Below are 23,984 nucleotides of genomic sequence, written 5' to 3' on the forward strand. Positions count from 1 at the left end.
ACATTCCATGAATCGGACTCCCCGACGAGTCTTTCCGGACATGACCACCACCCTCGGCCACGTCCTCGACGATCCCGTCCGAGCGTCCCTGTACGGCGCGCACGCCCGGTTCCGGGTCGGCGACGGCGCGGTCGTCCGATACCGGCCCGACGTCACGCGGTTCGTGGGGCACCCGCCGCGGCCGACCGCCGAGGACTTCGCCGCGCTGGCCCGCCTCGCCGTGCCCGGCACCCCGCTGTCGCTCCGCGGGGTGCGCCCACCGCTGCCCGCGGGGTGGCGGATCGTCGACGAGATCCCGCTCGTCCAGTACGACGGCACCGGCCTCGCCACCGCGCCGGACCCGGAGGCCGAGGTCCTGGGGCCGGCGAACGCGGACGAGATCCTCGACCTCGTGGCCCGCACGCAACCCGGACCGTTCGAGCGGCGCACCGTCGAACTCGGCCTCTACCTGGGCCTGCGCGACGGGTCGGGCCGACTCGTCGCGCTCGCCGGGGAGCGTCTGCGTCCGCCGGGATGGACCGAGATCAGCGCGGTGTGCACCGATCCCGAGCACCGTGGCCAGGGCCTCGCAGCGCGGCTGGTCCGGGCCGTCGGGCACCACATCCGCGCCCGAGGAGACGTCCCGTTCCTGCACACGTCCGCCCAGAACACCGGCGCCCGCGCTGTCTACGAGCGCCTCAACTTCCGGCTGCGCACCTCGCTGCCCCTGCTCCTCGTCCAACCGCCCGCCACCGACCCCACCGGAGCCCCATGACCCTCGCCCTCGCCCAGAAGCAACCGGGCGCCACCGACCCCGAGCTCGCCCGGCTCGCCGAACTGCCGGTCCGGCACCGCGTCCAGTGGGGCCGCTGGCTCGCCGTCGCGGTCGCCGTCGTCCTGGTCGCGCAGCTCGCGACCTCCGCAGTGACGAACCCCCGCTTCGACTGGCCCACCTTCGGCGCCTACCTTTTCAGCCCCACCATCCTCGATGCCCTGTGGTTCACGGTGCAGCTCACCGCGATCGGCGCCGTCCTCGGCTTCCTCCTCGGCGGCGTACTGGCACTGGCCCGTCTCTCCGGCAACCGCGTCCTCGCGGCCTTCAGCTTCGGCTTCATCTGGCTGTTCCGATCGGTACCGCTCATCGTGCAGATCCTGTTCTGGGGCTACCTCGGCGCCCTGTATCCGACGATCGGCCTGGGCATCCCGTTCGGTCCCACCTTCCTCGACTCGCCCACCAAGGATCTGCTCTCGCCGTACACGGCCGCGGTGATCGGCATCGTCCTGCACCAGGCGGCCTACGGCGCCGAGATCGTGCGGGCGGGGATCCTCGGCGTGTCCCCCGGCCAGCACGACGCCGCCCGCGCCCTCGGGATCCCGCCCACCGCGCACCTGCTCCGGATCACGCTGCCGCAGGCGCTGCGGACCATCGTCCCGCCCGCGGCGAACGAGGTGATCGGCCTGCTCAAAGGGACCACAGCGGTCTTCATCCTCGCGCTGCCGGACCTGTTCTACCAGGTCCAGGTCATCTACGGCCGCAATGGCCGGATCATCCCCCTCCTGCTCGTCGCGGTCGCCTGGTACGCGGTGCTCACCACCGTCCTGTCGATCGGCCAGCACTACCTCGAGAAGCGTCTCGCGCGCGGCTACGGGGCCACGAAGTCCGCGCCGTCCACCCCGAAGGAGACGACCTCATGACCGCAGTCGCACCGCGCCCACGCCTCGAAGCGGTGGGCCTGACCAAACGCTTCGGCCACGACGAGGTGCTGCGCGGGGTGGACCTCACCGTCGCGCCGGGCGAGGTGGTCTCGATCATCGGGCCCTCCGGCTCGGGGAAGTCGACGCTGCTCCGGCTGCTCAACCACCTCGAGGAGCCGACCTCGGGCGTCGTCCGGGTCGACGGCGACCTCATCGGCGTGCGCCAACGCGGCAATCATCTCGTCGCGGTCCACGAGCGTGAGCTCCGGCGCCAGCGCGCCCGGATCGGCTTCGTCTTCCAGCAGTTCAACCTCTTCCCCCACCTCACCGCGGCCGAGAACGTCGCGCGGCCGCAGCGTCTCACCCTGGGCCGGAGCCGGGCCGAGGCCGACGAGCGCGCCCGCGCGTTGCTGGACCGGGTCGGGCTCGGCGCGCACGCCGGTCACTATCCCGGCCAGCTCTCCGGCGGCCAGCAGCAGCGCGTCGCGATCGCGCGCACGCTCGCCCTCGACCCGGAGCTGATCCTGTTCGATGAGCCGACCTCCGCGCTCGACCCAGAGCTGGTCGGCGAGGTGAACGCAGTGATCGCCGAGCTCGCCGCCGAGGGCCGGACCCTCGTCGTGGTGACCCACGAGCTCGCCTTCGCACGCCGCATCTCCGACCGGATCGTCTTCCTCGACCGGGGCCGCGTCGTCGCCGTGGGCTCACCGTCCGCCGTGCTCGACCGACCTGCCACTGACCGCACCCGCACCTTTCTCGCCCACTGGAACGCCAAGGAGACCGCATGACCATCCGATCGACCGTCCGACATCGCCTGCCCGTCGTCGCCACGGCTCTCGCGCTCGCGAGCGTCGTCCTGGCGGGGTGCGGCGGGCAGACCACCGAGGCCTCCACCGCGAGCGTGACCGGCGCGGCGGGCCAGCAGCTCAACCTCACCAGCAAGCAGGAGCGCATCATCCCGGCGAAGGACGAGGCCGCCGCGGCCCTGCTTCCACCCGCCATCCGGGACCGCGGCACGCTGCGCGTCGCCCACGGATCCGGTGCCGGCAACGCGCCCTTCTACTTCCCCGCCACGGACGACGAGCGCGTCTTCATCGGCAACGAGTCCGACATCTCCCTCCTGATCGCGGGCGCCCTCGGGCTCAAGCTCGAGGAGTCCAACTCGTCGTGGGAGGGCCTGTTCCTCGGCATCGACAGCGGCCAAGTCGATCTTGGCGTCTCGAACATCACCGTCACCGAGGCGCGCAAGCAGAAGTACGATTTCGCCACCTACCGCAAGGACGACATCGCGGTCGAGGTGCAGGAGTCCTCGACGTTCACGTTCACGGGTGGGGATTCCTTCTCGGGGAAGACGGTGGCCGTCGGCTCCGGCACCAACCAGGAGCGGATACTGCAGCGGTTCGACGCCGACCTCCGCGCCGCGGGCAAGCCCGGCATCACCATCAAGTACTACCAGGACAACACCGGCACGTACGCCGCGCTCAGCGCGGGACAGATCGACGCCTACTTCGGCCCGAACCCGATCGCCGCCTTCCACGTCGCGCAGACCAAGGGCACCCCGAACGCCACCAAGATCGTCGGCACCGTGTCCGGCGCGGGCTCGACCCTGCAGGGCCTCATCGGCGCGACGACGAGGAAGGACAGCGGCCTCATCCGCGCCGTCCAGGCCGCGATCGAGTCCACGATCCGCAGCGGCGACTACGCCAAGGTCCTCACGCGGTGGGGGCTGGAGGCCGAGGCCGTGCCCACGTCGGAGATCAATCCCCCGGGACTGCCGATCACTGATAAGTGACGCTCGCCGTCCCGCAGTTCCACCGGCCCGGCCGCGACGCTCTGCGTCGCGGCCGGTTTCGCCGCTCAGGCCCTGTGCAAGGGGCTGGCTCGGGGGCCTAGCGCGCGGGGCGCGGGCAGCTGGGGTGCGAGCCCGCGGTCACGAGGTCGGCGACGGCCGTCCGCGGATCACCGGCCGTGACCAGCCCCTCGCCGACGAGCACGCCGTCGGCGCCCTGCCCGGCGTAGGTCAGCAGGTCGCGGCTGTCCCGCACGCCGGACTCGGCGATCTTGATGACCGAGGACGGCAGCCCGGGCGCGATCCGCGCGAAGGAGTCGCGGTCCACCTCGAGGGTCTTCAGGTTGCGGGCGTTGACGCCGATCACGGTGGCACCGGCCTCGAGGGCGCGATCCGCCTCGTCCTCGGTGTGCACCTCGACGAGCGCGGTCATGCCCAGGGATTCGATACGATCGAGCAGCGAGACCAGCACGGGCTGCTCCAGGGCCGCGACGATGAGCAGGACGATATCGGCGCCGTGCGCCCGCGCCTCGTGAATCTGGTACGGCGCGACCACGAAGTCCTTGCGCAGCACGGGGATCCGCACCCGATCACGCACCGCGTCGAGGTCCGCGATCGAACCCTTGAACCGGCGCTGCTCGGTGAGCACGCTGATCGCCCGGGCGCCGCCGGCCTCGTACTCGGAGGCGAGTGCGGCGGGGTCTGCGATACCGGCCAGGTCGCCCTTCGACGGGCTGGCGCGCTTCACCTCGGCGATCACGGCGATGCCGGGTTCGCGGAGGGCGGCGGTGGCGTCGATGGCGGGTGGGGCGGCCTTGGCGGCGGCTTTCACCGTCGCCAGATCAACGACGGCCTCACGGGCCGCGAGGTCCGCGCGCACACCCTCGATGATCGAGTCGAGAGCGGTGGGTGAAGTCACGGCTGCGGGCCTTTCGTGGGTCGTGGAGCGTGCTCCAAGATTAGCCCTCGGCCCGGGGGCGCTCGGGTCCGGCCCCCTCCGCCGCGCCGGGACGGGCGCCGCCCGCCGCGGTGGGGTCGTCGCCGCCGTCGAGGGCGTCCCACAGGTCGCGCTCGGAGGCCGGCTCCGCGGCGGCGTCGTCGAAGACGCGCTGCTCGAGCTCCGCGCGGCGCGCGGCGGGCGAGACGTACTTCGACCCCATACCGCCGCCCCGCAGGCCGCGCACGAGGAGCACGGCCGCGAACACCGCGAGGACGGCGCCGAGGATCGCCACGGACGGCCCCGCCACGGTTGGGTCCACCTGCGAGATGTAGTCCTTGTTGCCCATCACCGCGGTGCCCGCGTCGCCGGTCGCTGGCGTGTCACGCAGGATCGTCTCGAGGTAACCGATGTCGGGTTCCTGGGTCAGCACCGTGACCGCCGGGAAGGCGGCGCCGATCGCGGCGACCGCGACGATGACGGCGACCACGCCGCGCGCCCAGTTCTTCAGCGCCAGGGCTGCGGCGATCGCGGCGAGGAAGACCAGCCACAGCGCCGAGAGCGCCGGTGCCCAGCTGTGGCCGGCGACCTCCATGGACCGCTCGGGCGAGAGCCCGTCGGCGATGGTCACGCCCATCCAGGACATCCGGCTCGAGCCCCAGACGGCGCCCGCCGCCGCGGCGAGCAGCAAGGACGCGATTGCGAGGTTGCGTTTGGCGTTCATCGGGCCTCCTCCGTCACGGAGCGCATGGTGTTCGCGGCGGCCACGGCCTTGAGCGCCGCGAGCGCCTTGTTCCGCGATTCGTTGTACTCGTACTCGCCCACCGAATCGGCGACGACGCCGCCGCCCGCCTGGACGTACGCGGTGCCGTCCTTGAGCACGGCGGTGCGGATCGCGATCGCGGTGTCGGCGTCGCCCGCGAAGTCGACGTACCCGACGATGCCGCCGTAGAGCCCGCGCCGGGTGATCTCGGCCTCGTCGATCAGCTCCATCGCCCGCACCTTGGGCGCGCCGGTCAGGGTGCCGGCGGGGAAGCACGCGGCAACGGCGTCGAGCGCCTGCTTCCCGGGGGCGAGGTCGCCGGACACGGTCGACACCAGGTGCATCACATGGCTGTAGCGCTCGATGCGGCGGTAGTCGGTCACGCGCACGGTACCGGGTGTGCACACCCGCCCCAGGTCGTTGCGACCGAGATCGACGAGCATCAGGTGCTCGCTGTTCTCCTTCTCGTCGGCCTGCAGGTCCTTCTCCAGCAGCAGGTCCTCCTCGGCCGTGGCACCACGCCATCGGGTGCCGGCGATCGGGTGCGTCGTGGCGGTGCCACCGGACACGGTGACCAGAGCCTCGGGACTGGATCCGACGATGGAGAAGGCGAGCGAGCCGTCGGGCGCGGGCACCTGGACGAAGTACATGTACGGGCTGGGGTTCGAGGCCCGCAGCACACGGTAGACGTCGATCGGGTCGGCGTCGGACGGCACGGAAAACCGCTGGCTCGGCACCACCTGGAAGGCCTCGCCTGCCTCGATGTCGCCGACCAGCTTCTCCACGATCGCGCTGTACTCCCCGGCGGTGCGCTGCGCGGTCACCTCCGGTTCGGGTCGCGTGAACGAGGCCACCGACGACGCGAGCGGCGCGCCGAGGGCGGCCTCCATCGCGTCGAGCCGCCGCACAGCGTCGGCGTGGGCCTCGTCGACGCGATCCGCGGAGCCGTCCCAGTTCACTGCGTTGGCGATCAGCGTGATCGTGCCCTCGTGATGGTCGATCGCGGCGAGGTCCGTCGCGAGCAGCCACACCATCTCGGGCAGCTGCAGGTCGTCGACGGTCGAATCGGGCAGCCGCTCCAGACGCCGCACCGCGTCGTAGGCCAGGTAGCCGACCATGCCGCCGTTGAGCGGCGGCAGGCCCTCGATCCGCTCCGAGCTCAGCAGCCGCAGCACGTCGCCGAGGGCCTCGAACGGGTCGCCGCCCGACGGTGCGCCGGCGGGCGCCTTCCCGATCCAGGCGGCGGCACCGTCGACGACGGTGAGCGCGGCGGGCGCCGGCGCGCCGACGAACGACCACCGGCTCCAGGACTGCCCGGCGGCGGCGGACTCGAGGAGGAAGGTGCCGGGGCGGCCGCCCGCGAGCTTGCGATACGCCGACAGCGGGGTCTCGGCGTCGGCGAGCACCGTCCGGATCACGGGCACCACACGGTGCCGGTCCGCGAGCGCGCGGAACTCATCCAGGCTGGTGGTCGCGCCGTCGGGCTGCAGGTTCGGCTGCTGTGCGGTACTCATCGCCTGTCAGTATCCCAGCGCCGGTAGGTTCGTGACCATGCGCATAGGCCAGCAGGCCCCCGAGTTCGCACTCCCCGACCGCACCGGCACCGTGCGGACCCTCTCCGAACTCCGCGGCGACGGACGCGCCGCGGTCTTCTTCTACCTCACTGCCGGTCTGCCGGTGTGCGTCGCCGAGGTCGGGCGGTTCCGCGACGCCGGAGAGGAGTTCGACCGCCGGGGCACGGCGCGGATCGGCATCAGCATGGACCCGCTCGTCCGCACGCAGGCCTTCGCCGACGTGATGGAGCCCGGCTTCCCGCTGCTCACCGATGCGGACGGGGCCGTCGCGGCCGAGTACGACGTCAAACGCGGCAAGTTCGCGGTGGCACCGGTGCGGCGGCAGACCTTCCTCATCGACACCGATGGCACGGTGCTGCACATCGTGGTCGGCGAACTGCGCGCGGTGGCGCACGTCGAGGAGACCCTGGCCTTCCTTCGCACCCTTAGCGGCTGAGGGTCAGCCCTCCGGGCCGAGGAGGAGGTCGCCGTCGAAGCAGGTGTGCGTGCCGGTGTGGCACGCGGGCCCGGTCTGCCGGACGGTCAGCAGTATCGTGTCGCCGTCACAGTCGAGCCGCACGTCGCGGACCTCCTGCACGTGCCCCGAGGTCTCGCCCTTGACCCACAGCTGCTGCCGCGAGCGCGAGTAGTAGGTGCCCCGGCGGGTCGACAGCGTGCGAGCGAGGGCCTCGTCGTTCATCCACGCCATCATGAGGACGTCGCCGGTGCCCTCCTCCTGGGCGATCGCGGCGACGAGGCCGTCGGCGTTGCGCTTGAGCCGGGCCGCGATGCCCTCGTCGAGTGCGGTCATCGTCGCACCACCAGTCCGTGTCCCGCCATCTCGTCCTTGACCTGCCCGATCGTCATGTCGCCGAAGTGGAAGACGCTCGCGGCGAGCACGGCGTCGGCGCCGGCCTCCACCGCGGGCGCGAAGTGCTCGACCGCGCCCGCGCCGCCGGAGGCGATGACGGGGATGTGCACGGCCGCGCGGGCCGCGGCGATCATCCGCAGGTCGAAGCCGGCCTTGGTGCCGTCGGCGTCCATGGAGTTGAGGAGGATCTCCCCCACGCCGAGTTCCTCACCGCGGCGGGCCCATTCGATGGCGTCGATGCCGGTGCCCGTGCGGCCGCCGTGCGTCGTGACCTCCCAGCCCGACGGTGTCGGCTCGTCCCCGTCCGGGACGGTGCGGGCGTCGACGGAGAGCACGATGCACTGGCTGCCGAATCGGTTGGACAGCTCGCGGAGCAGCTCCGGACGAACGATCGCCGCGGTGTTCACGGAGACCTTGTCCGCGCCGGCGCGGAGCAGGGTGTCGACGTCCTCGACCGAGCGGACGCCGCCGCCGACGGTGAGCGGGATGAACACCTGCTCGGCGGTCCGGCGCACGACATCGAGCATCGTGCCGCGCCCGGAGCTCGACGCGGTCACGTCGAGGAAGGTCAGCTCGTCGGCGCCCTGCGCGTCGTACGCGGCGGCGAGCTCGACGGGATCGCCCGCGTCGCGCAGGTTCTGGAAGTTGACGCCCTTGACGACGCGCCCGTCGTCGACGTCCAGGCACGGGATCACGCGCACGGCCACCGTCATCGGTCGAGGCCTCCTTCGAAAGTGTCTAGTAGCTCAGGGTTCCGGAGTGCCCGGGATCGCCGCGGTAGTCCGACGGCGCGCCCACGGAGCGGACGATCGCGAGCAGTTCGTCGTAGACGCCGGGGGCGCCGGCCAGCACCGAGTCGGAACCGACGTGCCAGTCCTCGCCCGCGAGGTCGGTGACGCGGCCGCCGGCCGCGATGACTAGCGCCGCGCCGGCGGCGTTGTCCCAGGCGTGGTGCCCGAAGACGACGGCACCGCCCAGCGCGCCGGACGCGGTGTACGCGAGGTCGACGCCGGTCGACCCGAACTGCCGCACCCGGGCGACGCGCCGCGAGACCTCGCCGAGGATGGCGTACCGGAAGTCGCCGGGGAAGTGTCCGTTGCTGCCGCGGCTGAAGCTTCCGACGGCGATCATGGCGTCGTCGAGGCCGCCTTGCGCGAGTCGCGGGAGCACCTCGCCGCGGTTGCGGACGGGACCGGCGACGTGGCCGGCGAAGGCGTCCCCGACCAGTGGGAACCAGGCCAACCCGGCCACGGGCTTCCCGTCGTGCAGCAGGCCGAGGAGCGTGCCGGTGGCCGGGTACCCGGCGGAGTAGTTGAACGTGCCGTCGATGGGGTCGAGGACCCACACGGTGCCCTCGTCGACCGCCGGGCCGCCGTACTCCTCGCCGTGCACCGGGACGCCGGTGGCCTCGGCGACGGCCGCGGTGATGCGCCGCTCGAGCTCGAGGTCGAGATCGGTGGCGAAATCGGCGGGCCCCTTCGCGACGGACGCGGGAGCGCCGACGCCCTCGACGAAGCGGGGCGCGGCGGCGTCGAGCGCCTCGCCCGCGAGGGCGAGGAGTCGGTCCGGATCGGCCGTGAAGCCCTCGGGCAGGGCGGCCACTAGCGCGACACCGCGTCGAGCGCCTCGGGGAGGGTGAACCGTCCGGCGTACAGGGCCTTGCCGATGATCGCTGAGTCCACGCCCTGGTCGACGAGAGTGGCGATCGCCGTGAGGTCTTCGAGCGCGGAGATGCCGCCGGACGCGACGACGGGCGCCTCGGTGGCGGCGGCCACGGCGGCGAGCAGGTCGAGGTTGGGGCCGGTGAGGGTGCCGTCCTTGGAGACGTCGGTGACCACGTAACGGCTGCACCCGTCGCGATCGAGGCGAGCGAGCACCTCCCAGAGGTCGCCGCCGTCGGTGACCCAGCCGCGGCCGCGCAGCCGCCACTGGCCGTCGAGCTGCTTGACGTCGAGGCCGACCGCGATCCTGTCGCCGTACCGGGCGATGGCGCTCGCGCACCAGTCCGGGTTCTCGATCGCGGCGGTGCCGAGGTTCACCCGGGCGCAGCCGGTGGCGAGGGCGGCGGCCAGGGAGTCGTCGTCGCGGATGCCGCCCGACAGCTCGACTTTGACGTCCAACTCGCCGATCACCCCGGCCAGCAGCTCACGGTTGCTGCCTTTGCCGAAGGCCGCGTCGAGGTCGACGAGGTGGATCCACTCCGCCCCGTCGTTCTGCCAGGCGAGGGCGGCGTCACGTGGCGACCCGTAGGCGGTCTCGCTGCCGGCCTCACCCTGCACCAGGCGCACGGCCCGGCCCTCGGCGACGTCGACTGCGGGAAGTAGTACCAGACTCACGCGACCAGCCTAGTGCGTCGTGTCATCCGGCTTTCCGGCCTCCCGGTCCTCCGCGTCCGCGACGGCCCGGCCGACGATCCGGTTCGAGACGATCCCCATCGCGGCGACCGCGCCGACGAGGCCCACGGCGACGATGAGCAGCCCGACGGCCGGGCTCGGGCGCAGCAGGTTGAGCAGGAGCACCGCCAGGCCGAGCACCGCGACGGCCGCGCCGAGGGAGAACAGGGCGAGGCGGCCCAGGGAGAGCCCACGCCTGCCGCTCACAGCGTGCCCACCCAGTTCTTCAGGAGCCTCGCGCCGGCGTCTCCGCTCTTCTCGGGATGGAACTGTGTGGCCCACAGCGGGCCGTTCTCGACGGCCGCAACGAACCGCCCGCCGTGATCGGCCCAGGTGACCTTGGGCGCGCGGATGTGGTCGGCGATGTCGAGCTCCCACGTCTGCGCGGCGTAGGAGTGCACGAAGTAGAAGCGGGTGCCGGCGTCGGTGCCGGCGAAGAGCGTCGAGCCCTCGGCCGCCTCGACGGTGTTCCAGCCCATGTGCGGAACGACCTCGGCCTGCAGCCGTTCGACGGTGCCGGGCCACTCCCCGCAGCCGTCGGTCTCGACGCCGAACTCGATGCCCTTCTCGAACAGGATCTGCATACCCACGCAGATCCCCATCACCGGCCGCCCGCCGGCGAGCCGCTCGCCGATGATCCGGTCGCCCTGCACGGCCTTGAACCCCGCCATGCAGGCCTCGTAGGCGCCGACACCCGGCACGAGGAGGCCGTCGGCGGCGAGCGCGGTCTTCGGATCCGCGGTCACGGTGACCTCGGCGCCGGCCCGTTCCATCGCGCGATGCGCGGACCGGATGTTGCCGGAGCCGTAGTCGAGGATCGCCACCTTCTTCATGCTCCCCAGCCTAATCGGCCCTCCCTCTGGCGCTGCATCGCAGTATTACGCGGGCGTCGTGGGGTGCCCCCGGTGATCGGCATCGTCGCCGCTGGGGCGCGTTCACAGCACTAGGGGATCAGGATGAACTTTCCGATCGGGTGCGCCGACTGGAGTTCGGTGTGCGCCCGCGCGGCGTCGGCGAGCGGGAAGGTCTTGGCGACCTCGTTCACCAGCTTCCCCTCGCCCGCGAGGTCCAGCAGCGGCCCGCGAGCCTCGTCACGGATGCGAGCGCTCTCGGGGTCGGGGCCGCCGATCGCGAGGAATCCGTCCTGGGCGGCGCGACCGAATCCCGCGATGGTCACGATCCGCTGCCGGTCCTTCACCAGGTCCAGCGAGACGTCGGCGGCCTCGTCGGTGCCCACCGTGTCGATGGCGGCGGTCACCCCGTCCGGGGCGACGGCGCGGACCCGTTCGGCGAGGCCGCCGCCGTACTGGACGGGGATCGCACCCAGTCCGCGCAGGTAGTCGTGGTTCGCCTCCCGCGCCGTGCCGATCACGGTGGCCCCGCGGAGACGGGCGAGCTGCACGGCGAGCAAGCCGACCCCGCCGGCCGCGCCGTGGATGAGGACTGTGTCGCCCGCTGCGACGCCGATGCGCTCGACCGCGTCCCACGCGGTCCCGCCCGTGAGCAAGAGGCCGGCGGCCTCCTCCCAGCCCAGCCCGGCGGGCTTCGGGAGCACCGCGTCGGCCCGCTGGATCGCCGAGGAGGCGTAGAGGCCGTCACCCCGATAGACGACGACCTCGTCGCCGACCGAGATCGGGCCTCTCGGTCCGACGGCGTCGGAGCCGACCGCGATGACCACCCCGGCCCCCTCGCTCCCGACGGTCTGGGGCAGCGTCGCCGGATCGTCGCCGAACGCCCCGCTGTAGAGCTTGTAGTCGATGGGGTTGACCCCGATTGCCTTGAGCTCGACCACGACCTCGCCGGGCCCGGGGGCCGGCAGCTCCCGGTCCACCACCGCGAGGACCTCTGGCCCTCCGAACGCCTGCGCCACCACTGTTTTCGCCATGACCAGCACAACCGCGAGGCGGCCTCGCACATTCCGTCTCGAATCATCCCGACCGTAACCGTGCCGGTTCGGTTCCGATCAGATCTCGCGGGCGCCGATCAGGGCGTCGGAAATGATGCCGGTCGCGCGCTCGAGGGCGGGGATCGCGCGGTCGACGAAGTCGTCGCTCAGGCGGGAGACGGGGCCGGAGATGCCGACCGCCATCGGGGTCGGCGCACCGGGCACCGCCATCGCGTAGCACCGGACGCCGAGTTCCTGCTCCTCGTCGTCGATCGAGTAGCCCCGGGCGCGCACCTTCTCCACCTCGGCGAATACCCCCGACAATGTGCTGACACTGTTCGGGGTCGGCGCGGGGATCCCAGCCTGCCCGACGAGTTTGACGATCCGGGCGTCGTCGAGTTCGGCGAGCACCGCCTTGCCGACGCCACTGTTGTGCAGGTTCACTCGGCGACCGGCCTCGTTGTTGGTGCGCATGCTGTGCTGCGACGGAACCTGGCCGGTGTAGATGACCATGTCCCCGTCGAGCACCGCGAGGCTCGCGGTCTCCTCGAGCTCGTCGACGAGAGACTGCAGCACCGGGACCGCCACGGCGCCGAGCTGCCGATTAGCGACCTCGCCCAGCCTGATCAAGCGGGGCCCGAGCGCATAGCGCCGGTTGGGCAGCTGCCTGACGTAGCCGATGCCCACGAGCGTGCGCAGTAGCCGGTGGATCGTCGGCGGCGGCAGCGGTGTACCCGCAGACAATTCGCTGAGCGAACATTCGCCGCCCGCTCGCCCCATGAGTTCGAGCAGCTCGAAGGCGCGCTCCACCGACTGCACGCCCGAGGTGGACTTTCCCGCCATGTTCGCCTCCTCGGCCGTCTGGTCATTTGCTGCTCCAAGCCCGACGGTACGCGCACAATTCCATCCTGCGTTCCGTATTGCGGATATCATTTCGAGCCGCGCCTGGCGCGACACGGCAATCGTGGCCGAACAGCGAAAGTTTGACACCACGATACGGAACCGCGGTTCCAGCTACTGTCACCTCGCTCTGCGCCAACGGCATCGGCGTGGGCTTCATCACCCTCCTCGGCCTCCTCAGCGGTCGCGGGGAGAAGTCACACTGGCTACTGTGGGCAGTCTCGGTGGGATTCATCCTCGATCTCGTGCGGGACCCATCACCGCCCCGATCAGCGGCTGACCTGCAACGACGCAGGACGCGGCCGGATCAGTCCGCTCTCATACTCCGTGATGCGGAAAGGAGATTCCGAAACCCTCTTTCCGACGTGACGCCAGTCACCTACCATGAAATGCACTGGATCGTGTTCGCATGGAAAACCAGCGGTCCAGCTCAGCCTCGCAAACCATGCCTGTAAGAACCGCGTGCGGCGGTTCAGTAGGGACCCAGCGGTGACCGAAACGCTGACCGGATGTCATGTGACCGTGAACGGTCGATCCCGACCCTTCACCGGCCCGGCGCACACGAGTGCCCTCGACTGGCTTCGCGACCAGGGCCTCACCGGGGCCAAGGAGGGCTGCGCGGAAGGCGAGTGCGGCGCCTGCTCGATCCTGGTCGCCCGCCCCGGCGACCCCGACTCCCCGGACGACCGGACCCGGTGGACCGCCATCAATGCCTGCCTCACCCCCGCAGCAGGCTTGGCGAACCAGGAGGTGATCACCTCCGAGGGACTCGGCGGACCCGACGACCTGCACCCCGTGCAGACCGCGATGGCGCTCCGCGGCGGCTCGCAGTGCGGCTACTGCACACCGGGCTTCATCTGCAGCATGGCGGCCGAGTTCTACCGCCCCGATCGGGCCCCGTCGAACCCGCAGGCCGATGGCGACACCGCGTGCCCCGCTCACGACGAGGAGCACGGCCCCAACGGCTTCGACCTGCACTCCCTGTCCGGGAACCTGTGCCGCTGCACCGGCTACCGGCCCATCCGCGACGCCGCCTACGGCCTCCCCGCGGCCCCCGCACCCGACGACCCGCTCGCCGCCCGCCGCGCCGCACCGGCGCCCGCCGCCGCCCCCACCGAGGTCGCCGGCCCGCAGGGCCGCTTCGTCCGGCCCGCCGGACTCGACGAGGTCCTCGATCTCCTCGCCGACGGGGAATCCCCGGTCCTCGTCGCCGGGTCCACCGACTTCGGCGTCGACGTGAACCTCAAGGGGCGCCGCGAGCCGCTCGTGGTGGCCATCGACCGCCTGCCCGAGCTCCGCGAGTTGCGCTGGGAAGACGACGAGGTCGAGATCGGAGCGGCGCTCACGCTGTCCGAGATCGAGCGCCGCCTCGACGGCCGCGTCCCCCTGCTCGCCCAGGTCTTTCCGCAGTTCGCCTCGCGCCTGATCCGCAACGCCGCGACGCTGGGCGGCAACCTCGGGACGGGCTCGCCGATCGGCGACACCCCGCCCGCGTTGCTCGCCCTGGACGCGCACTTGGTACTCGCCTCGCGCGACAGCGAGCGCACCGTCCCGCTCGCGGAGTACTTCACCGGCTACCGCGCGACGGTGCGCCGGCCCGACGAACTCATCAAGGCGATACGGATCCCGCTGCCGCTGAGCCCGCTCACCGCGTTCCACAAGATCGCCAAGCGCCGTTTCGACGACATCTCCAGCGTCGCCGTCGCCTTCGCGGTCACCGTCGACGCGGGCACGATCACCCGGGCCTCGATCGGCCTCGGCGGCGTGGCCGCGACCCCGCTCCGCGCCACCGCCACCGAGCAGGCCCTCGTGGGGCGCCCGTGGTCGGTGGAGACGGTTCGTGCCGCGGCCGACGTGCTGCGGGCCGAGGGCACCCCGATGGACGATCACCGTGCGTCCGGCGCCTACCGCGTCGCGATGCTCGGCCGGTCGCTCGAGAAGCTGTTCGCCGAGACCACGGCCCGAGGGGAGCTGTCATGAGCCACCTGTCCGAACGCCCCGCGAATCCCATCGTGGGCCAGGAGATCCCGCATGAGAGCGCAACCCTGCACGTGACCGGCTCCGCCCTCTACACCGACGATCTGGTCGGTCGGACACCCGGCGCGCTGCACGCCCACCCCGTCCAGTCGGACTGCGCCCACGCGCGGATCGTCTCGATCGACACCGCGCCGGCGCTGCAGGTCCCCGGCGTCGTCCGGGTCCTCACGGCGGCCGACGTCCCGGGCGTGAACGACGCCGGCGTCAAGCACGACGAGCCCCTGTTCCCCGAGGACGAGGTCATGTTCTACGGGCACGCCGTGTGCTGGGTGCTCGGCGAGACGCTCGAAGCCGCCCGGCTCGGTGCCGCTGCCGTGCGACTCGAGCTCGAGCCGCTCCCCTCCCTCGTCGCGATCGGCGACGCCATCGCCGCGGAGAGCTTCCACGGCGCCCGCCCGACCGTGCGGCGCGGCGATCCCGACGCCGGGTTCGCCGAGGCGGCGCACGTCTACTCGGGGGAGTTCGAGTTCGCGGGTCAGGAGCACTTCTACCTCGAAACGCATGCCTCCCTCGCCCAGGTCGACGAGAGCGGCCAGATCTTCATCCAGTCCAGCACCCAGCACCCGTCGGAGACGCAGGACATCGTCGCGCACGTGCTCGGCCTGCCCAGCAACGCCGTCACGGTGCAGTGCCTGCGGATGGGCGGAGCGTTCGGCGGCAAGGAGATGCAGCCGCACGGCTTCGCCGCCATCGCCGCGCTGGGCGCCACGCTCACGGGCCGGCCGGTGCGGCTGCGGCTGGACCGGACGCAGGACATGACGATGTCCGGCAAACGCCACGGTTTCCACGCCACGTGGCGGGTCGGTTTCGGCGCCGACGGACTCATCACCGCGCTCGAGTCGACCCTCACCGCCGACGGCGGCTGGAGCCTCGACCTCTCCGAGCCGGTGCTCGCCCGCGCGCTGTGCCACATCGACAACGCCTACTGGATCCCGAACATCGCGGTCCACGGACGGATCGCCAAGTGCCACAAGACCTCGCAAACCGCGTTCCGCGGCTTCGGGGGCCCGCAGGGCATGCTCGTCATCGAGGACATCCTCGGCACGTGCGCCCCGCGGTTGGGACTGTCGGCGCGCGAACTGCGGCGACGCAACTTCTACGGGGACGGTCAGAGCACGCCGTACGGCCAGCCCGTGCGGCACGCCGACCGCGTCCGCACCGCCTGGGAGCAGGTCGTCGAAACCGGCGATGTCGTAGCCCGCGAGGCGGAGATCGCCGCATTCAACGCCGCGCACCGCAACGTCAAACGCGCCCTCGCCCTCACGCCCGTGAAATTCGGGATCTCCTTCAACCTCACCGCCTTCAACCAGGCCGGCGCCCTCGTCCTGGTCTACAAGGACGGCTCCGTGCTGATCAACCACGGCGGCACCGAGATGGGTCAGGGCCTGCACACGAAGATGCTGCAGGTCGCCGCCACCACGCTGGGCGTGCCGTTGTCCCGGGTGCGTCTCGCGCCGACCCGGACCGACAAGGTGCCCAACACCTCCGCCACTGCTGCGAGCTCCGGCGCCGATCTCAACGGCGGCGCCGTCAAGAACGCGTGCGAGCAGATCCGCGACCGCCTCGCGGCCGTCGCCGCATCGCTCATCGGCATCAACCCGTCCGACGTGCGGTTCAACGACGGCACGATCAGCGGGCTCGGTGCCGCGGCGACGAAGCTCACCTGGGAGGAGGTGGTGCACGCCGCGTACTTCCAGCGGGTGCAGCTCTCCGCCTCCGGGTACTACCGGACCGAGGGCCTGCACTGGGACGCGAAGGCGATGCAGGGCGAGCCCTTCAAGTACTTCGCGTACGGCGTGGCCGCCAGCGAGGTCGAGGTCGACGGATTCACCGGCGCGTACCGCCTGAGGCGCGTGGACATCGTGCACGACGTGGGCGACTCGCTCTCCCCGATGATCGACATCGGCCAGATCGAGGGCGGTTTCGTGCAGGGCGCCGGCTGGCTCACTCTGGAGGACCTCCGCTGGGACGAGAGCGACCGGCCCACCCGCGGCAGGCTGCTGACCCAGTCGGCCAGCACCTACAAGCTGCCCAGCTTCTCGGAGATGCCCCCGGACTTCCGGGTCGCGCTGCTGGACAAGGCGCACGAGGACGGTGCCGTGTACGGCTCGAAGGCCGTCGGCGAGCCGCCGCTCATGCTGGCCTTCTCCGTGCGCGAGGCCCTGCGCCAGGCGGCGGCGGCGTTCGGGCCGCCCGGGACGTCCGTGAACCTCGCGTCGCCCGCGACGCCGGAGGCCGTGTACTGGGCGGTCGAGGCCGCGCGCACCGCGGCGCCGACGAGCCCCGCGGCCCCGGCCGATCCGCAGGGGAACGGGCACCGTCGGACCTCCGTCCCGGCGGCCGGATCCGCCGCGACGGCGCAGGCCGCCGCACCGCTCGGCTGAGCCCGCCATGACCTGGCTGGGCGACGCCGCTCGCCTGCGTCGGCAGCGCGTCCCCGCGGTCCTGATCACCCAGATCGGGGTCCGGGGACACGCCCCGCGGGAGGCGGGCGCCAAGATGATCGCCACCGCCGACGCCGAGTTCGGCACGATCGGCGGCGGCAACCTGGAACTGACGGCGATCGACCGGGCCCGAGAGCTGCTCCGGGACGCGGTCACCACGCCCGAGACGCTGACCCTGCGATTGAACGACAAGGCCCGTAATCACCACGGGCGCCAATGCTGCGGAGGCGAGGTGGTCCTCTTGTTCGAGCCGCTGCCGGTGGTCCCGGCCCTCGCGATCTTCGGGGTCGGCCACGTCGGCCTCGAACTCGCGCGCATCCTCTCGCGCCAGGACGTCGAGTTGTACCTCACCGACTCCCGCCCAGAGCAGCTCGAGGCCGCCCGCGGATTGGAGCCCGGCGAGGCGACCGTCCACCTGCGCCATTCGATGCTGCCCGAGGAGGTACTGGAGGAACTTCCTCCGGGCTGCCACGTGCTCATCATGACGCACGACCACGCGGAGGACTTCAGCCTCTGCGACCAGGTACTGCGCACCCCCGGCCTCGGCAGCGTCGGATTGATCGGTTCCGCCGCGAAGTGGACCCGGTTCCGCGCCATGCTCGCCGACGCCGGTCACGACGCCGCGACCATCCGCACCATCCAATCCCCTATCGGGCTGAGCACCCTGGGCGGCAAGCACCCGGCGACCATCGCCGTGAGTGTGGCCGCGGACCTGCTCGCCCGCTTCCCCTCGTCCGTGCAAGGAGACCCCTCATGACCATCTACCGCTGCCGCGTCCTGGACACGCCCGACGACCCCTTCACCGGTGGTGAGCTGCGCTCGCACGACGACGCCGGCATCGCGGTCGAGGCGGGCGTGATCGTCGATCGCGGCGCCTTCCGCATGGTCGCGGAACGCCACCCGGACGCCGAGATCGTCGACCTGCGCGACGGCGTGCTCCTTCCCGGCATGGTGGACACCCACGTGCACTACCCGCAGATCCGGGCTATCGGTGGCCTCGGCATGCCGCTGCTGGACTGGCTCGATCAGTGCGCCCTGCCCGAGGAGTGCAAGCTCGCGGACGCCGAGTACGCCCGCACCGTCGCGCGCGAGTTCGTGACCGGTCTCACGACCGCGGGCACCACGACCGCGCTGGTCTTCGGCTCCCACTTCGCCGACGCGGTCGACGCGCTGTTCGCCGAGGCGGACCGGGTCGGAGTGCGCGTCACCGCGGGCCTGGTCACCAGCGACCGCAACCTTCCGGAGCCCCTGCTCAGTACCCCAGCGCGGACCTACGACGAGGGCCGCAAGTTGGCGGAACGATGGCACGGGCATCGCCGGCTCCGGTACGCGGTGACGCCGCGGTTCTCCTATTCGACGTCGCCGGCGATGTTGGAGAGCGGGGCGGCGCTCGCGGCCGACGTGCCCGGTCTCTGGTTCACCTCGCACATCAACGAGAACCCGGCCGAGATCGCAGCGGTCATCGACCAGTTCCCGGGGTCGGCGAACTACCTCGACACGTACCACCGCCACGGGCTGATCCACGAGCGCTCGGTCCTTGCGCACAACCTGCACCCGACCGACACCGAGCTGGCGCTCATGGCCTCCACCGGCGCGGCGGTCGCCCATTGCCCGACCTCGAACTCGGCGCTGGCCAGTGGCTCCTTCCCCTTACGCCGCCACCTCGACCACGGCGTCGCCGTCGCCCTCGGCACCGATGTGGGTGCGGGCAGCGGCTTCTCGCTGTTCAAGGAGGGGCTGCAGGCTTATTTCATGCAGCAACTGCTCCAGGGGGACGGCGTGCCGCTCACTGCGGCGCATCTGCTGCACCTCGCCACCCGGGCCGGCGCGACCGCGCTGGGACTCGACGAGGTGGGGGACCTGTCCGTCGGTCGCCAGTTCGACGCGGTCCTGGTGCGCCCGACGGCCGGCCACCCGCTCGACGTGGGCCTGCGGCACACCGATTCGGCCGAGAACGCCCTCGCGAAGATCTTCTCCCTGGCCACTCCCGCCGACGTCGCGCGCGTCTGGATCGGCGGCGACGAGGTCGCCGGTTGACGCTCGGAGCCCTGGAGCCCGGGCAACGTCGTGAAAATCCTTGTGCGGAGCACAGGACCCGCGTAGACTCCACCATACGGAATTTGTTTTCCATTTAGTCAGTCGGAGGTCCCATGCCCAGTCGCTCGCTCACCGACGACGCCCTGGCCGCGATCGACCGTCGGCTGGCCACCACGGACGACTTCCTGACCCGGAACTACCCGGGCGACGACGGCCGCCGCCAGCCGGTGCACACCGTCTACCTCCCGGCGGATCGGTTCACCCCGGCCACGGCACGGGAGTGGGGCGAGCAAGGGCTCGCAGCGGCCGACGCCGCCGGCGGCCTCGCGGAGGTCGCGCGCACCGTGGGACTGGAGGATCCGAGCCTGCCGGACCTGGTGCGGCGCAAGCTGACCGAGGAGCCGATCGAGGACCTGCGGCTCGACTTCGAGGACGGTTACGGCGCCCGCGGCGACGACGCGGAGGACGCGGACGTCGCGCGCGCCGTCGAAGCCGTCGCCACCGCAGTCCGCGAGGGGTCGGCGCCCCCCTTCATCGGCATCCGGTTCAAGTGCTTCGAGGCACCCGTCCGAGCCCGCGGCCTGCGGACCCTGGACCTGTTCGTGAGCGGCCTCGCCGCGGCCGGTCCCCTGCCCGAGGGCCTGACCATCACGCTGCCGAAGGTCACCACGGTCGGCCAGGTCGAGGCGATGGTCGAGGCGAGCCGCGCCCTCGAGCGCGCGCTCGGCCTGGATGAGCGGAGCCTCCGCTTCGAGGTGCAGGTCGAGACGCCGCAGGTCATCCTCGGGGCCGATGGCACCGCGCCCGTCGCGACCCTGCTGCACGCCGCGGAAGGCCGGGTGACCTCGTTGCACTACGGCACCTACGACTACTCGGCCTCGCTCGGCATCGCCGCGCAGTACCAGTCGATGGAGCATCCGGCCGCCGACCACGCCAAGAACGTCATGCAGCTCGCCGTCGCGGGGACGGGCGTGCACCTCTCGGACGGCTCGACCAACATCCTGCCCATCGGCGATCCCGCCCACGTCGCCGACGCCTGGCGGCTGCACGCCCGGCTCGTGCGCCGGCATCTGGAGCGCGGCATCTACCAGGGGTGGGACCTGCACCCGGCCCAGCTCGTCACGCGGTTCCTCGCGACCTACGCCTTCTACCGCGACGGCTTCCCCGCCGCCGCAACGCGGCTGCGGAACTACGTGCACCGCATCGATTCCGCGATCCTCGACGAGCCGGCCACGGCCCGCGCGCTCGCGTCCTTCATCCATCGCGGCGTGACCTGCGGGGCGGTCACCGCCGCCGAGGTCGCGTCCGCCGCCGAGGTCACCGTCGAGACGGTGCGCGACCTCGCCCTGAACCACCCCACCACCATCCAGCCCGAGGAGACCCGATGAGCACAGCAGCGACGAGCACGGCGCGCCCCTCCTACTATTCGCCGCAGGGCGGCCACCCGCCGCAGACGGACCTCCTCACGGACCGTGCCATCGTGACCGAGGCCTACACCGTGATCCCGCGCGGCGTCATGCGCGACATCGTGACCTCCGTCTTCCCCGGCTGGACGAACACTCGCGCGTGGGTGCTCAACCGCCCCGTCGCGGGCGGCTCGACCACGTTCGCGCAGTCCATCGTCGAGGTCTCCCCCGGCGGCGGCTCCGAGGCCCCGGAGCCCCAGCCCGAGGTACAGAGCTTCCTCCTCGTCACCCAGGGCGCCCTGCAGGTGACCATCGACGGCGAGGCGCACACGCTCACCGAGGGCGGCTACGCGTACATCCCCGCGGGCACCACCTGGTCGGTCGCCAACACCGCCGACGGCGCCGCCGTCTTCCAGTGGATCCGCAAGCGGTACGAGCCGCTCGCCGGCCACACGCCGAAGGTCGCCGTCGGCAACGAGCGGGACATCGAGCCGTCGCCGATGCCTGGCACCGACAACAAGTGGCGCACCACCCGGATCCTGGACCCGCAGGACCTCGCATACGACATGCACTGCAACATCGTCACGTTCGAGCCCGGCGCGTCGATCCCGTTCGCGGAGACGCACGTCATGGAGCACGGACTGTTCGTCTTGGAGGGCAAGGCGGTGTACCGCCTCAACGGCGACTGGGTCGAAGTGCAGGAGGGCGACTACATGTCCCTGCGCGCGTTCTGCCCCCAGGCCTGCTACGCCGGCGGACCGTCGAACTTCCGCTACCTGCTCTACAAGGACGTCAACCGCCAGATCGTCCTGTAGCGACTCCGATACGACGGTGCCCCTCCCGGATCCGGGAGGGGCACCGTCGTACTCCGTGGACAGCGACCGGCCGCGGGACGTTCTCCCCGAAGGCCTGTGGCGCGGGCGCGAGCCGGCTGGTCACAGGGTGAACGGCCACCCCTTCACGACCTTGGGCCGCGGCGGGGCGTACGTACGGACCTTGGAGGTGCTCAGCCCCATGCGCACAAGCCCCTCGGCGATCGTCACGGCCGCGCGGACACCGTCGACGATGGGAACCCCTGTCGCGGCGGAGACCTTCTCCTCGAGTTCTGCCATTCCCCCGCAGCCGAGGCAGATCACCTCGGCGTGGTCGCGCTCGACGGCCTCCCGCGCCTGGGCCACGATGGCCTCGACGGCCCGCTCGGGCTCGGACTCGAGTTCGAGGACGCCGAGGCCGGAGGCGCGCACCGAGGCGCACCGGGCGTCGAGGCCGGCCAGCTTCAGCCGGTCCTCGATGAGCGGGACCGTGCGGTCGAGGGTGGTGACCACGGAGTACCTGTGGCCCAGGTACATCGCGGTGGACGCGGCTGCCTCGGTGATGTCCACGACGGGCACCTCCAGGAGCTCTTGCAGGCCCTCGCGGCCGTGCTCGCCGTACCCGGCCTGGATCACCGCGTCGTAGGGGCCCTCGTACCGTGTGATCGCGTCCATGACGGCGATCGCAGCGAGGTACGACTCGAAGTTGCCCTCGCAGGAATCCGCTCCGAACCGCGGTGTGATCCCCACGATCTCGGTCCCGGGCGAGGCCGCGGAGCGCGCCGAGTCGGCGATCGCGGCGGTCATGGACTCGGTGGTGTTGACGTTGGCGACGAGAATGCGCATCCGTGGGCTCCTAGTGCTTGCTGGGAACGGCGATCGGCTCGCCGGAGACATCGACGAAGGGGCCCTTGCGGTCGGCGACTGCGAGGTACACGAGCGCGCCGAGGCCCGCACCGATGAACCACGAGTAATTGGAGACGACGTGGAAGGCGGGGACGAAGGCCATGAGGAGCGCCGCGCCGGCGGTGGGCACGAGTGCGATCACCGCACGCGGGTTCACGCCGCCGGTGTAGAAGTACGGGGCGTCGGGCAGATCGCAGTACAGGTCGGGCACATTGACCCTGCTCTTGCGGATCAGCCAGTAGTCCGCCATGACGATGCCGAACAGCGGGCCGAGCAGCGCACCGAGACCGCCCAGGAAGTAGGTGATGACGACGGGCGAGTTGTAGAGATTCCAGGGCAGGATGACCAGGCCGATCACGCCCGAGATGAGGCCCGCGCTGCGGAAGTTCAGGTGCTTCGGGAAGAGGTTGTTGAGCGCGTAGATCGGGGCCACGAAGTTGGCCATCAGGTTCACGGCCACGGTGAGAACCAGCAGGGCGAGACAGGCGAGTACGAGCAGCAGCGTGTTCGGCACCGTCTTGACGATGTCGGCGGGCGACTCGATGACCTGGCCATTGATCTTGAACTGCGCGCCCGCCAGGGTGATCACGATGGCGCCGAAGAGCAGCATGTTCAGCGGGATGCCGAAGAAGTTCCCGCGCACGATGGACTTCTTCGATCTCGCGTTGCGGGTGAAGTCGCAGAAGTTGAGGACGAAGGTGCCGTAGATGGCGACCCAGAGGCTGGCTCCGCCCACGATCTGGAGCCACATGTCCAGACCGGTCTTGGACTCGGGCGTAGTCCAGGCGATCGACCAGTCCGCCTTGCTGAGCATCCAGACCGCGAGGGCCGCCATCGTGACGAGGATGACGGGGCCGGCGAAGGCCTCGTACTTACGGATCATCTCCATGCCGTAGCTGACGATGACGAGTTGGATCACCCACAGGACGAGGAAGGAGATCCAGCCGAGGGTGGAGAGTCCGAGAAAGCGGTTCTCGTCGAGCGTCGACGCGCCCGGCTCGACCGCGATGATGAGGATGCGCAGCACGACCGAGGCGAGGTAGGTCTGGATGCCGAACCAGGCGATCGCGACGACGCCGCGGATGAGCGCCGGGATCTGCGCCCCGCGGATACCGAAGGAGATCCGGCTCATCACCGGGAAGGGCACCCCCGTCTTCTCCCCCATGAACCCGGAGAAGTTCAGCAAGATGAACAAGAACGCACCGCCCAGGCCGAGCGCGAGCAGGATCTGCCATCCGCCGAGTCCCAGTGCGAACAGGCCGATCGCGAAGGCGTAGTTGCCGAGGCTGTGCACGTCGTTCGCCCACAGGGTGAAGATGTTGTAGCCGCCCCACGTCCGGCCGGCCCGCTTCGTGGGGGCGAGGTCCTGGTTGTAGAGGCCGGCGCTGAGCCGGTTCAGGGCGTCCACGTCGGGGACCTCCGCGATATCCGCGTCACCGAGCCGGATCGGATTCGCCTCCGCCGCTACGCGGGGGGTGAGTTCTTCTGTCATGCTGGGCCTTCGTTCGTGCTGGCTGACCTCGAGTGTATTCCGTTGTGCGGAATTCTTGTTCCACTTGTAGCGATAAGTAAGACCT

General features: G+C 71.2%; 24 protein-coding genes. 11 read left to right on the plus strand and 13 right to left on the minus strand.

Features of this window, described 5'->3' with window-relative positions; all coding sequences use genetic code 11:
- Positions 1-40: 40 nt before the first annotated feature.
- The 4 genes from FK529_RS07475 to FK529_RS07490 are packed head-to-tail and all read left to right on the plus strand — an operon-like array spanning position 41 to position 3,466.
- On the plus strand, positions 41-754 hold the full coding sequence (locus FK529_RS07475) for a GNAT family N-acetyltransferase (protein ID WP_146560354.1): 714 nt from the start codon (positions 41-43) through the stop codon (positions 752-754).
- The gene (locus FK529_RS07480) at positions 751-1,674 is read left to right on the plus strand and encodes an amino acid ABC transporter permease (protein WP_146560355.1); all 924 of its coding nucleotides are present in this window, start codon (positions 751-753) and stop codon (positions 1,672-1,674) included. Before FK529_RS07475 ends, FK529_RS07480 begins: the two co-directional genes overlap by 4 nt.
- Positions 1,671-2,462 carry an amino acid ABC transporter ATP-binding protein gene (locus FK529_RS07485; RefSeq protein ID WP_146560356.1) on the plus strand — a complete coding sequence of 264 codons (792 nt, stop codon included), beginning with the start codon at positions 1,671-1,673 and terminating at the stop codon, positions 2,460-2,462. The genes FK529_RS07480 and FK529_RS07485 overlap by 4 nt, the downstream gene beginning before the upstream one ends.
- Positions 2,459-3,466, plus strand: coding sequence for a transporter substrate-binding domain-containing protein (locus FK529_RS07490; protein WP_146560357.1), 1,008 nt, complete (start codon positions 2,459-2,461; stop codon positions 3,464-3,466). The genes FK529_RS07485 and FK529_RS07490 overlap by 4 nt, the downstream gene beginning before the upstream one ends.
- 97 nt (positions 3,467-3,563) lie before the next feature.
- Here FK529_RS07490 and trpC read toward each other — a convergent pair whose 3' ends face one another.
- Genes trpC through FK529_RS07505 form a run of 3 tightly spaced genes read right to left on the minus strand, consistent with a single transcriptional unit; the run spans position 3,564 to position 6,677 of the window.
- The gene (gene trpC, locus FK529_RS07495) at positions 3,564-4,382 is read right to left on the minus strand and encodes an indole-3-glycerol phosphate synthase TrpC (RefSeq protein ID WP_146560358.1); all 819 of its coding nucleotides are present in this window, start codon (positions 4,380-4,382) and stop codon (positions 3,564-3,566) included.
- 40 nt (positions 4,383-4,422) lie between these two features.
- Positions 4,423-5,124, minus strand: coding sequence for a TIGR02234 family membrane protein (locus FK529_RS07500; protein ID WP_146560359.1), 702 nt, complete (start codon positions 5,122-5,124; stop codon positions 4,423-4,425).
- Positions 5,121-6,677 carry an anthranilate synthase component I gene (locus FK529_RS07505; RefSeq protein ID WP_146560360.1) on the minus strand — a complete coding sequence of 519 codons (1,557 nt, stop codon included), beginning with the start codon at positions 6,675-6,677 and terminating at the stop codon, positions 5,121-5,123. The genes FK529_RS07500 and FK529_RS07505 overlap by 4 nt, the downstream gene beginning before the upstream one ends.
- A gap of 37 nt (positions 6,678-6,714) precedes the next feature.
- Here FK529_RS07505 and FK529_RS07510 point away from each other — a divergent pair, with 37 nt between their 5' ends.
- A complete protein-coding gene (locus FK529_RS07510) occupies positions 6,715-7,173 on the plus strand; it encodes a peroxiredoxin (RefSeq protein WP_146560361.1) in 459 nt (152 codons plus the stop codon).
- Positions 7,174-7,176: 3 nt separating this feature from the next.
- Here the strand turns inward: FK529_RS07510 and hisI are convergent, their stop codons facing one another.
- From hisI to FK529_RS07550, 8 genes are all read right to left on the minus strand, one after another.
- The gene (gene hisI / locus FK529_RS07515) at positions 7,177-7,527 is read right to left on the minus strand and encodes a phosphoribosyl-AMP cyclohydrolase (RefSeq protein WP_146560362.1); all 351 of its coding nucleotides are present in this window, start codon (positions 7,525-7,527) and stop codon (positions 7,177-7,179) included.
- Positions 7,524-8,300, minus strand: a complete 777-nt coding sequence (gene hisF / locus FK529_RS07520) for an imidazole glycerol phosphate synthase subunit HisF (protein WP_146560363.1) — start codon at positions 8,298-8,300, stop codon at positions 7,524-7,526. The genes hisI and hisF overlap by 4 nt, the downstream gene beginning before the upstream one ends.
- 25 nt (positions 8,301-8,325) lie before the next feature.
- Complete coding sequence (locus tag FK529_RS07525; protein ID WP_146560364.1) at positions 8,326-9,189, minus strand: inositol monophosphatase family protein; 864 nt, start codon at positions 9,187-9,189, stop codon at positions 8,326-8,328.
- A complete protein-coding gene (gene priA / locus FK529_RS07530; RefSeq protein ID WP_146560365.1) occupies positions 9,189-9,923 on the minus strand; it encodes a bifunctional 1-(5-phosphoribosyl)-5-((5-phosphoribosylamino)methylideneamino)imidazole-4-carboxamide isomerase/phosphoribosylanthranilate isomerase PriA in 735 nt (244 codons plus the stop codon). Before priA ends, FK529_RS07525 begins: the two co-directional genes overlap by 1 nt.
- Before the next feature lie 9 nt (positions 9,924-9,932).
- Positions 9,933-10,187 (minus strand): hypothetical protein, encoded by a 255-nt coding sequence (locus FK529_RS07535; RefSeq protein ID WP_146560366.1) that lies wholly within the window; start codon positions 10,185-10,187, stop codon positions 9,933-9,935.
- A complete protein-coding gene (gene hisH / locus FK529_RS07540) occupies positions 10,184-10,813 on the minus strand; it encodes an imidazole glycerol phosphate synthase subunit HisH (protein WP_146560367.1) in 630 nt (209 codons plus the stop codon). The genes FK529_RS07535 and hisH overlap by 4 nt, the downstream gene beginning before the upstream one ends.
- A 110-nt stretch (positions 10,814-10,923) precedes the next feature.
- Positions 10,924-11,865, minus strand: coding sequence for an NADP-dependent oxidoreductase (locus FK529_RS07545; protein WP_146560368.1), 942 nt, complete (start codon positions 11,863-11,865; stop codon positions 10,924-10,926).
- A 78-nt stretch (positions 11,866-11,943) separates the two neighbouring features.
- Entirely contained in the window at positions 11,944-12,708 is a 765-nt protein-coding gene (locus FK529_RS07550; RefSeq protein WP_146560369.1) for an IclR family transcriptional regulator, read from the minus strand.
- Positions 12,709-13,287: 579 nt separating this feature from the next.
- On the opposite strand from FK529_RS07550, the gene FK529_RS07555 reads away from it, so the two are divergent.
- From FK529_RS07555 to FK529_RS07580, 6 genes are all read left to right on the plus strand, one after another.
- Positions 13,288-14,745 carry a xanthine dehydrogenase small subunit gene (locus tag FK529_RS07555; protein WP_231702982.1) on the plus strand — a complete coding sequence of 486 codons (1,458 nt, stop codon included), beginning with the start codon at positions 13,288-13,290 and terminating at the stop codon, positions 14,743-14,745.
- On the plus strand, positions 14,742-17,186 hold the full coding sequence (xdhB, locus tag FK529_RS07560; RefSeq protein ID WP_146560371.1) for a xanthine dehydrogenase molybdopterin binding subunit: 2,445 nt from the start codon (positions 14,742-14,744) through the stop codon (positions 17,184-17,186). The genes FK529_RS07555 and xdhB overlap by 4 nt, the downstream gene beginning before the upstream one ends.
- 7 nt (positions 17,187-17,193) lie before the next feature.
- Positions 17,194-18,003 carry a xanthine dehydrogenase accessory protein XdhC gene (gene xdhC, locus FK529_RS07565; RefSeq protein WP_146560372.1) on the plus strand — a complete coding sequence of 270 codons (810 nt, stop codon included), beginning with the start codon at positions 17,194-17,196 and terminating at the stop codon, positions 18,001-18,003.
- On the plus strand, positions 18,000-19,283 hold the full coding sequence (guaD, locus tag FK529_RS07570; protein WP_146560373.1) for a guanine deaminase: 1,284 nt from the start codon (positions 18,000-18,002) through the stop codon (positions 19,281-19,283). The genes xdhC and guaD overlap by 4 nt, the downstream gene beginning before the upstream one ends.
- 113 nt (positions 19,284-19,396) lie before the next feature.
- Positions 19,397-20,671, plus strand: a complete 1,275-nt coding sequence (locus FK529_RS07575) for a DUF6986 family protein (RefSeq protein ID WP_146560374.1) — start codon at positions 19,397-19,399, stop codon at positions 20,669-20,671.
- Positions 20,668-21,504 (plus strand): bifunctional allantoicase/(S)-ureidoglycine aminohydrolase, encoded by an 837-nt coding sequence (locus FK529_RS07580; protein ID WP_146560375.1) that lies wholly within the window; start codon positions 20,668-20,670, stop codon positions 21,502-21,504. The genes FK529_RS07575 and FK529_RS07580 overlap by 4 nt, the downstream gene beginning before the upstream one ends.
- Positions 21,505-21,624: 120 nt before the next feature.
- Here the strand turns inward: FK529_RS07580 and FK529_RS07585 are convergent, their stop codons facing one another.
- Together FK529_RS07585 and FK529_RS07590 are read right to left on the minus strand one after the other, a co-directional pair.
- A complete protein-coding gene (locus tag FK529_RS07585; protein WP_146560376.1) occupies positions 21,625-22,347 on the minus strand; it encodes an aspartate/glutamate racemase family protein in 723 nt (240 codons plus the stop codon).
- A 10-nt stretch (positions 22,348-22,357) separates the two neighbouring features.
- On the minus strand, positions 22,358-23,899 hold the full coding sequence (locus FK529_RS07590) for an NCS1 family nucleobase:cation symporter-1 (RefSeq protein ID WP_146560377.1): 1,542 nt from the start codon (positions 23,897-23,899) through the stop codon (positions 22,358-22,360).
- Positions 23,900-23,984: the final 85 nt, after the last annotated feature.

It is taken from the genome of Tsukamurella asaccharolytica (assembly GCF_007858435.1).
GTDB classification, from domain to species: Bacteria; Actinomycetota; Actinomycetes; order Mycobacteriales; family Mycobacteriaceae; genus Tsukamurella; species Tsukamurella asaccharolytica.

What these genes read in the sequence shown, in the direction of transcription:
- FK529_RS07475 (WP_146560354.1), top strand. Translation starts at nt 41, where the DNA reads ATGACCACCACCCTCGGCCACGTCCTCGACGATCCCGTCCGAGCGTCC.
- FK529_RS07480 (WP_146560355.1), top strand. Translation starts at nt 751, where the DNA reads ATGACCCTCGCCCTCGCCCAGAAGCAACCGGGCGCCACCGACCCCGAG.
- FK529_RS07485 (WP_146560356.1), top strand. Translation starts at nt 1,671, where the DNA reads ATGACCGCAGTCGCACCGCGCCCACGCCTCGAAGCGGTGGGCCTGACC.
- FK529_RS07490 (WP_146560357.1), top strand. Translation starts at nt 2,459, where the DNA reads ATGACCATCCGATCGACCGTCCGACATCGCCTGCCCGTCGTCGCCACG.
- FK529_RS07500 (WP_146560359.1), bottom strand. Translation starts at nt 5,124, where the DNA reads ATGAACGCCAAACGCAACCTCGCAATCGCGTCCTTGCTGCTCGCCGCG.
- FK529_RS07505 (WP_146560360.1), bottom strand. Translation starts at nt 6,677, where the DNA reads ATGAGTACCGCACAGCAGCCGAACCTGCAGCCCGACGGCGCGACCACC.
- FK529_RS07510 (WP_146560361.1), top strand. Translation starts at nt 6,715, where the DNA reads ATGCGCATAGGCCAGCAGGCCCCCGAGTTCGCACTCCCCGACCGCACC.
- hisI (WP_146560362.1), bottom strand. Translation starts at nt 7,527, where the DNA reads ATGACCGCACTCGACGAGGGCATCGCGGCCCGGCTCAAGCGCAACGCC.
- hisF (WP_146560363.1), bottom strand. Translation starts at nt 8,300, where the DNA reads ATGACGGTGGCCGTGCGCGTGATCCCGTGCCTGGACGTCGACGACGGG.
- hisH (WP_146560367.1), bottom strand. Translation starts at nt 10,813, where the DNA reads ATGAAGAAGGTGGCGATCCTCGACTACGGCTCCGGCAACATCCGGTCC.
- FK529_RS07545 (WP_146560368.1), bottom strand. Translation starts at nt 11,865, where the DNA reads ATGGCGAAAACAGTGGTGGCGCAGGCGTTCGGAGGGCCAGAGGTCCTC.
- FK529_RS07550 (WP_146560369.1), bottom strand. Translation starts at nt 12,708, where the DNA reads ATGGCGGGAAAGTCCACCTCGGGCGTGCAGTCGGTGGAGCGCGCCTTC.
- xdhB (WP_146560371.1), top strand. Translation starts at nt 14,742, where the DNA reads ATGAGCCACCTGTCCGAACGCCCCGCGAATCCCATCGTGGGCCAGGAG.
- xdhC (WP_146560372.1), top strand. Translation starts at nt 17,194, where the DNA reads ATGACCTGGCTGGGCGACGCCGCTCGCCTGCGTCGGCAGCGCGTCCCC.
- guaD (WP_146560373.1), top strand. Translation starts at nt 18,000, where the DNA reads ATGACCATCTACCGCTGCCGCGTCCTGGACACGCCCGACGACCCCTTC.
- FK529_RS07575 (WP_146560374.1), top strand. Translation starts at nt 19,397, where the DNA reads ATGCCCAGTCGCTCGCTCACCGACGACGCCCTGGCCGCGATCGACCGT.
- FK529_RS07580 (WP_146560375.1), top strand. Translation starts at nt 20,668, where the DNA reads ATGAGCACAGCAGCGACGAGCACGGCGCGCCCCTCCTACTATTCGCCG.
- FK529_RS07585 (WP_146560376.1), bottom strand. Translation starts at nt 22,347, where the DNA reads ATGCGCATTCTCGTCGCCAACGTCAACACCACCGAGTCCATGACCGCC.
- FK529_RS07590 (WP_146560377.1), bottom strand. Translation starts at nt 23,899, where the DNA reads ATGACAGAAGAACTCACCCCCCGCGTAGCGGCGGAGGCGAATCCGATC.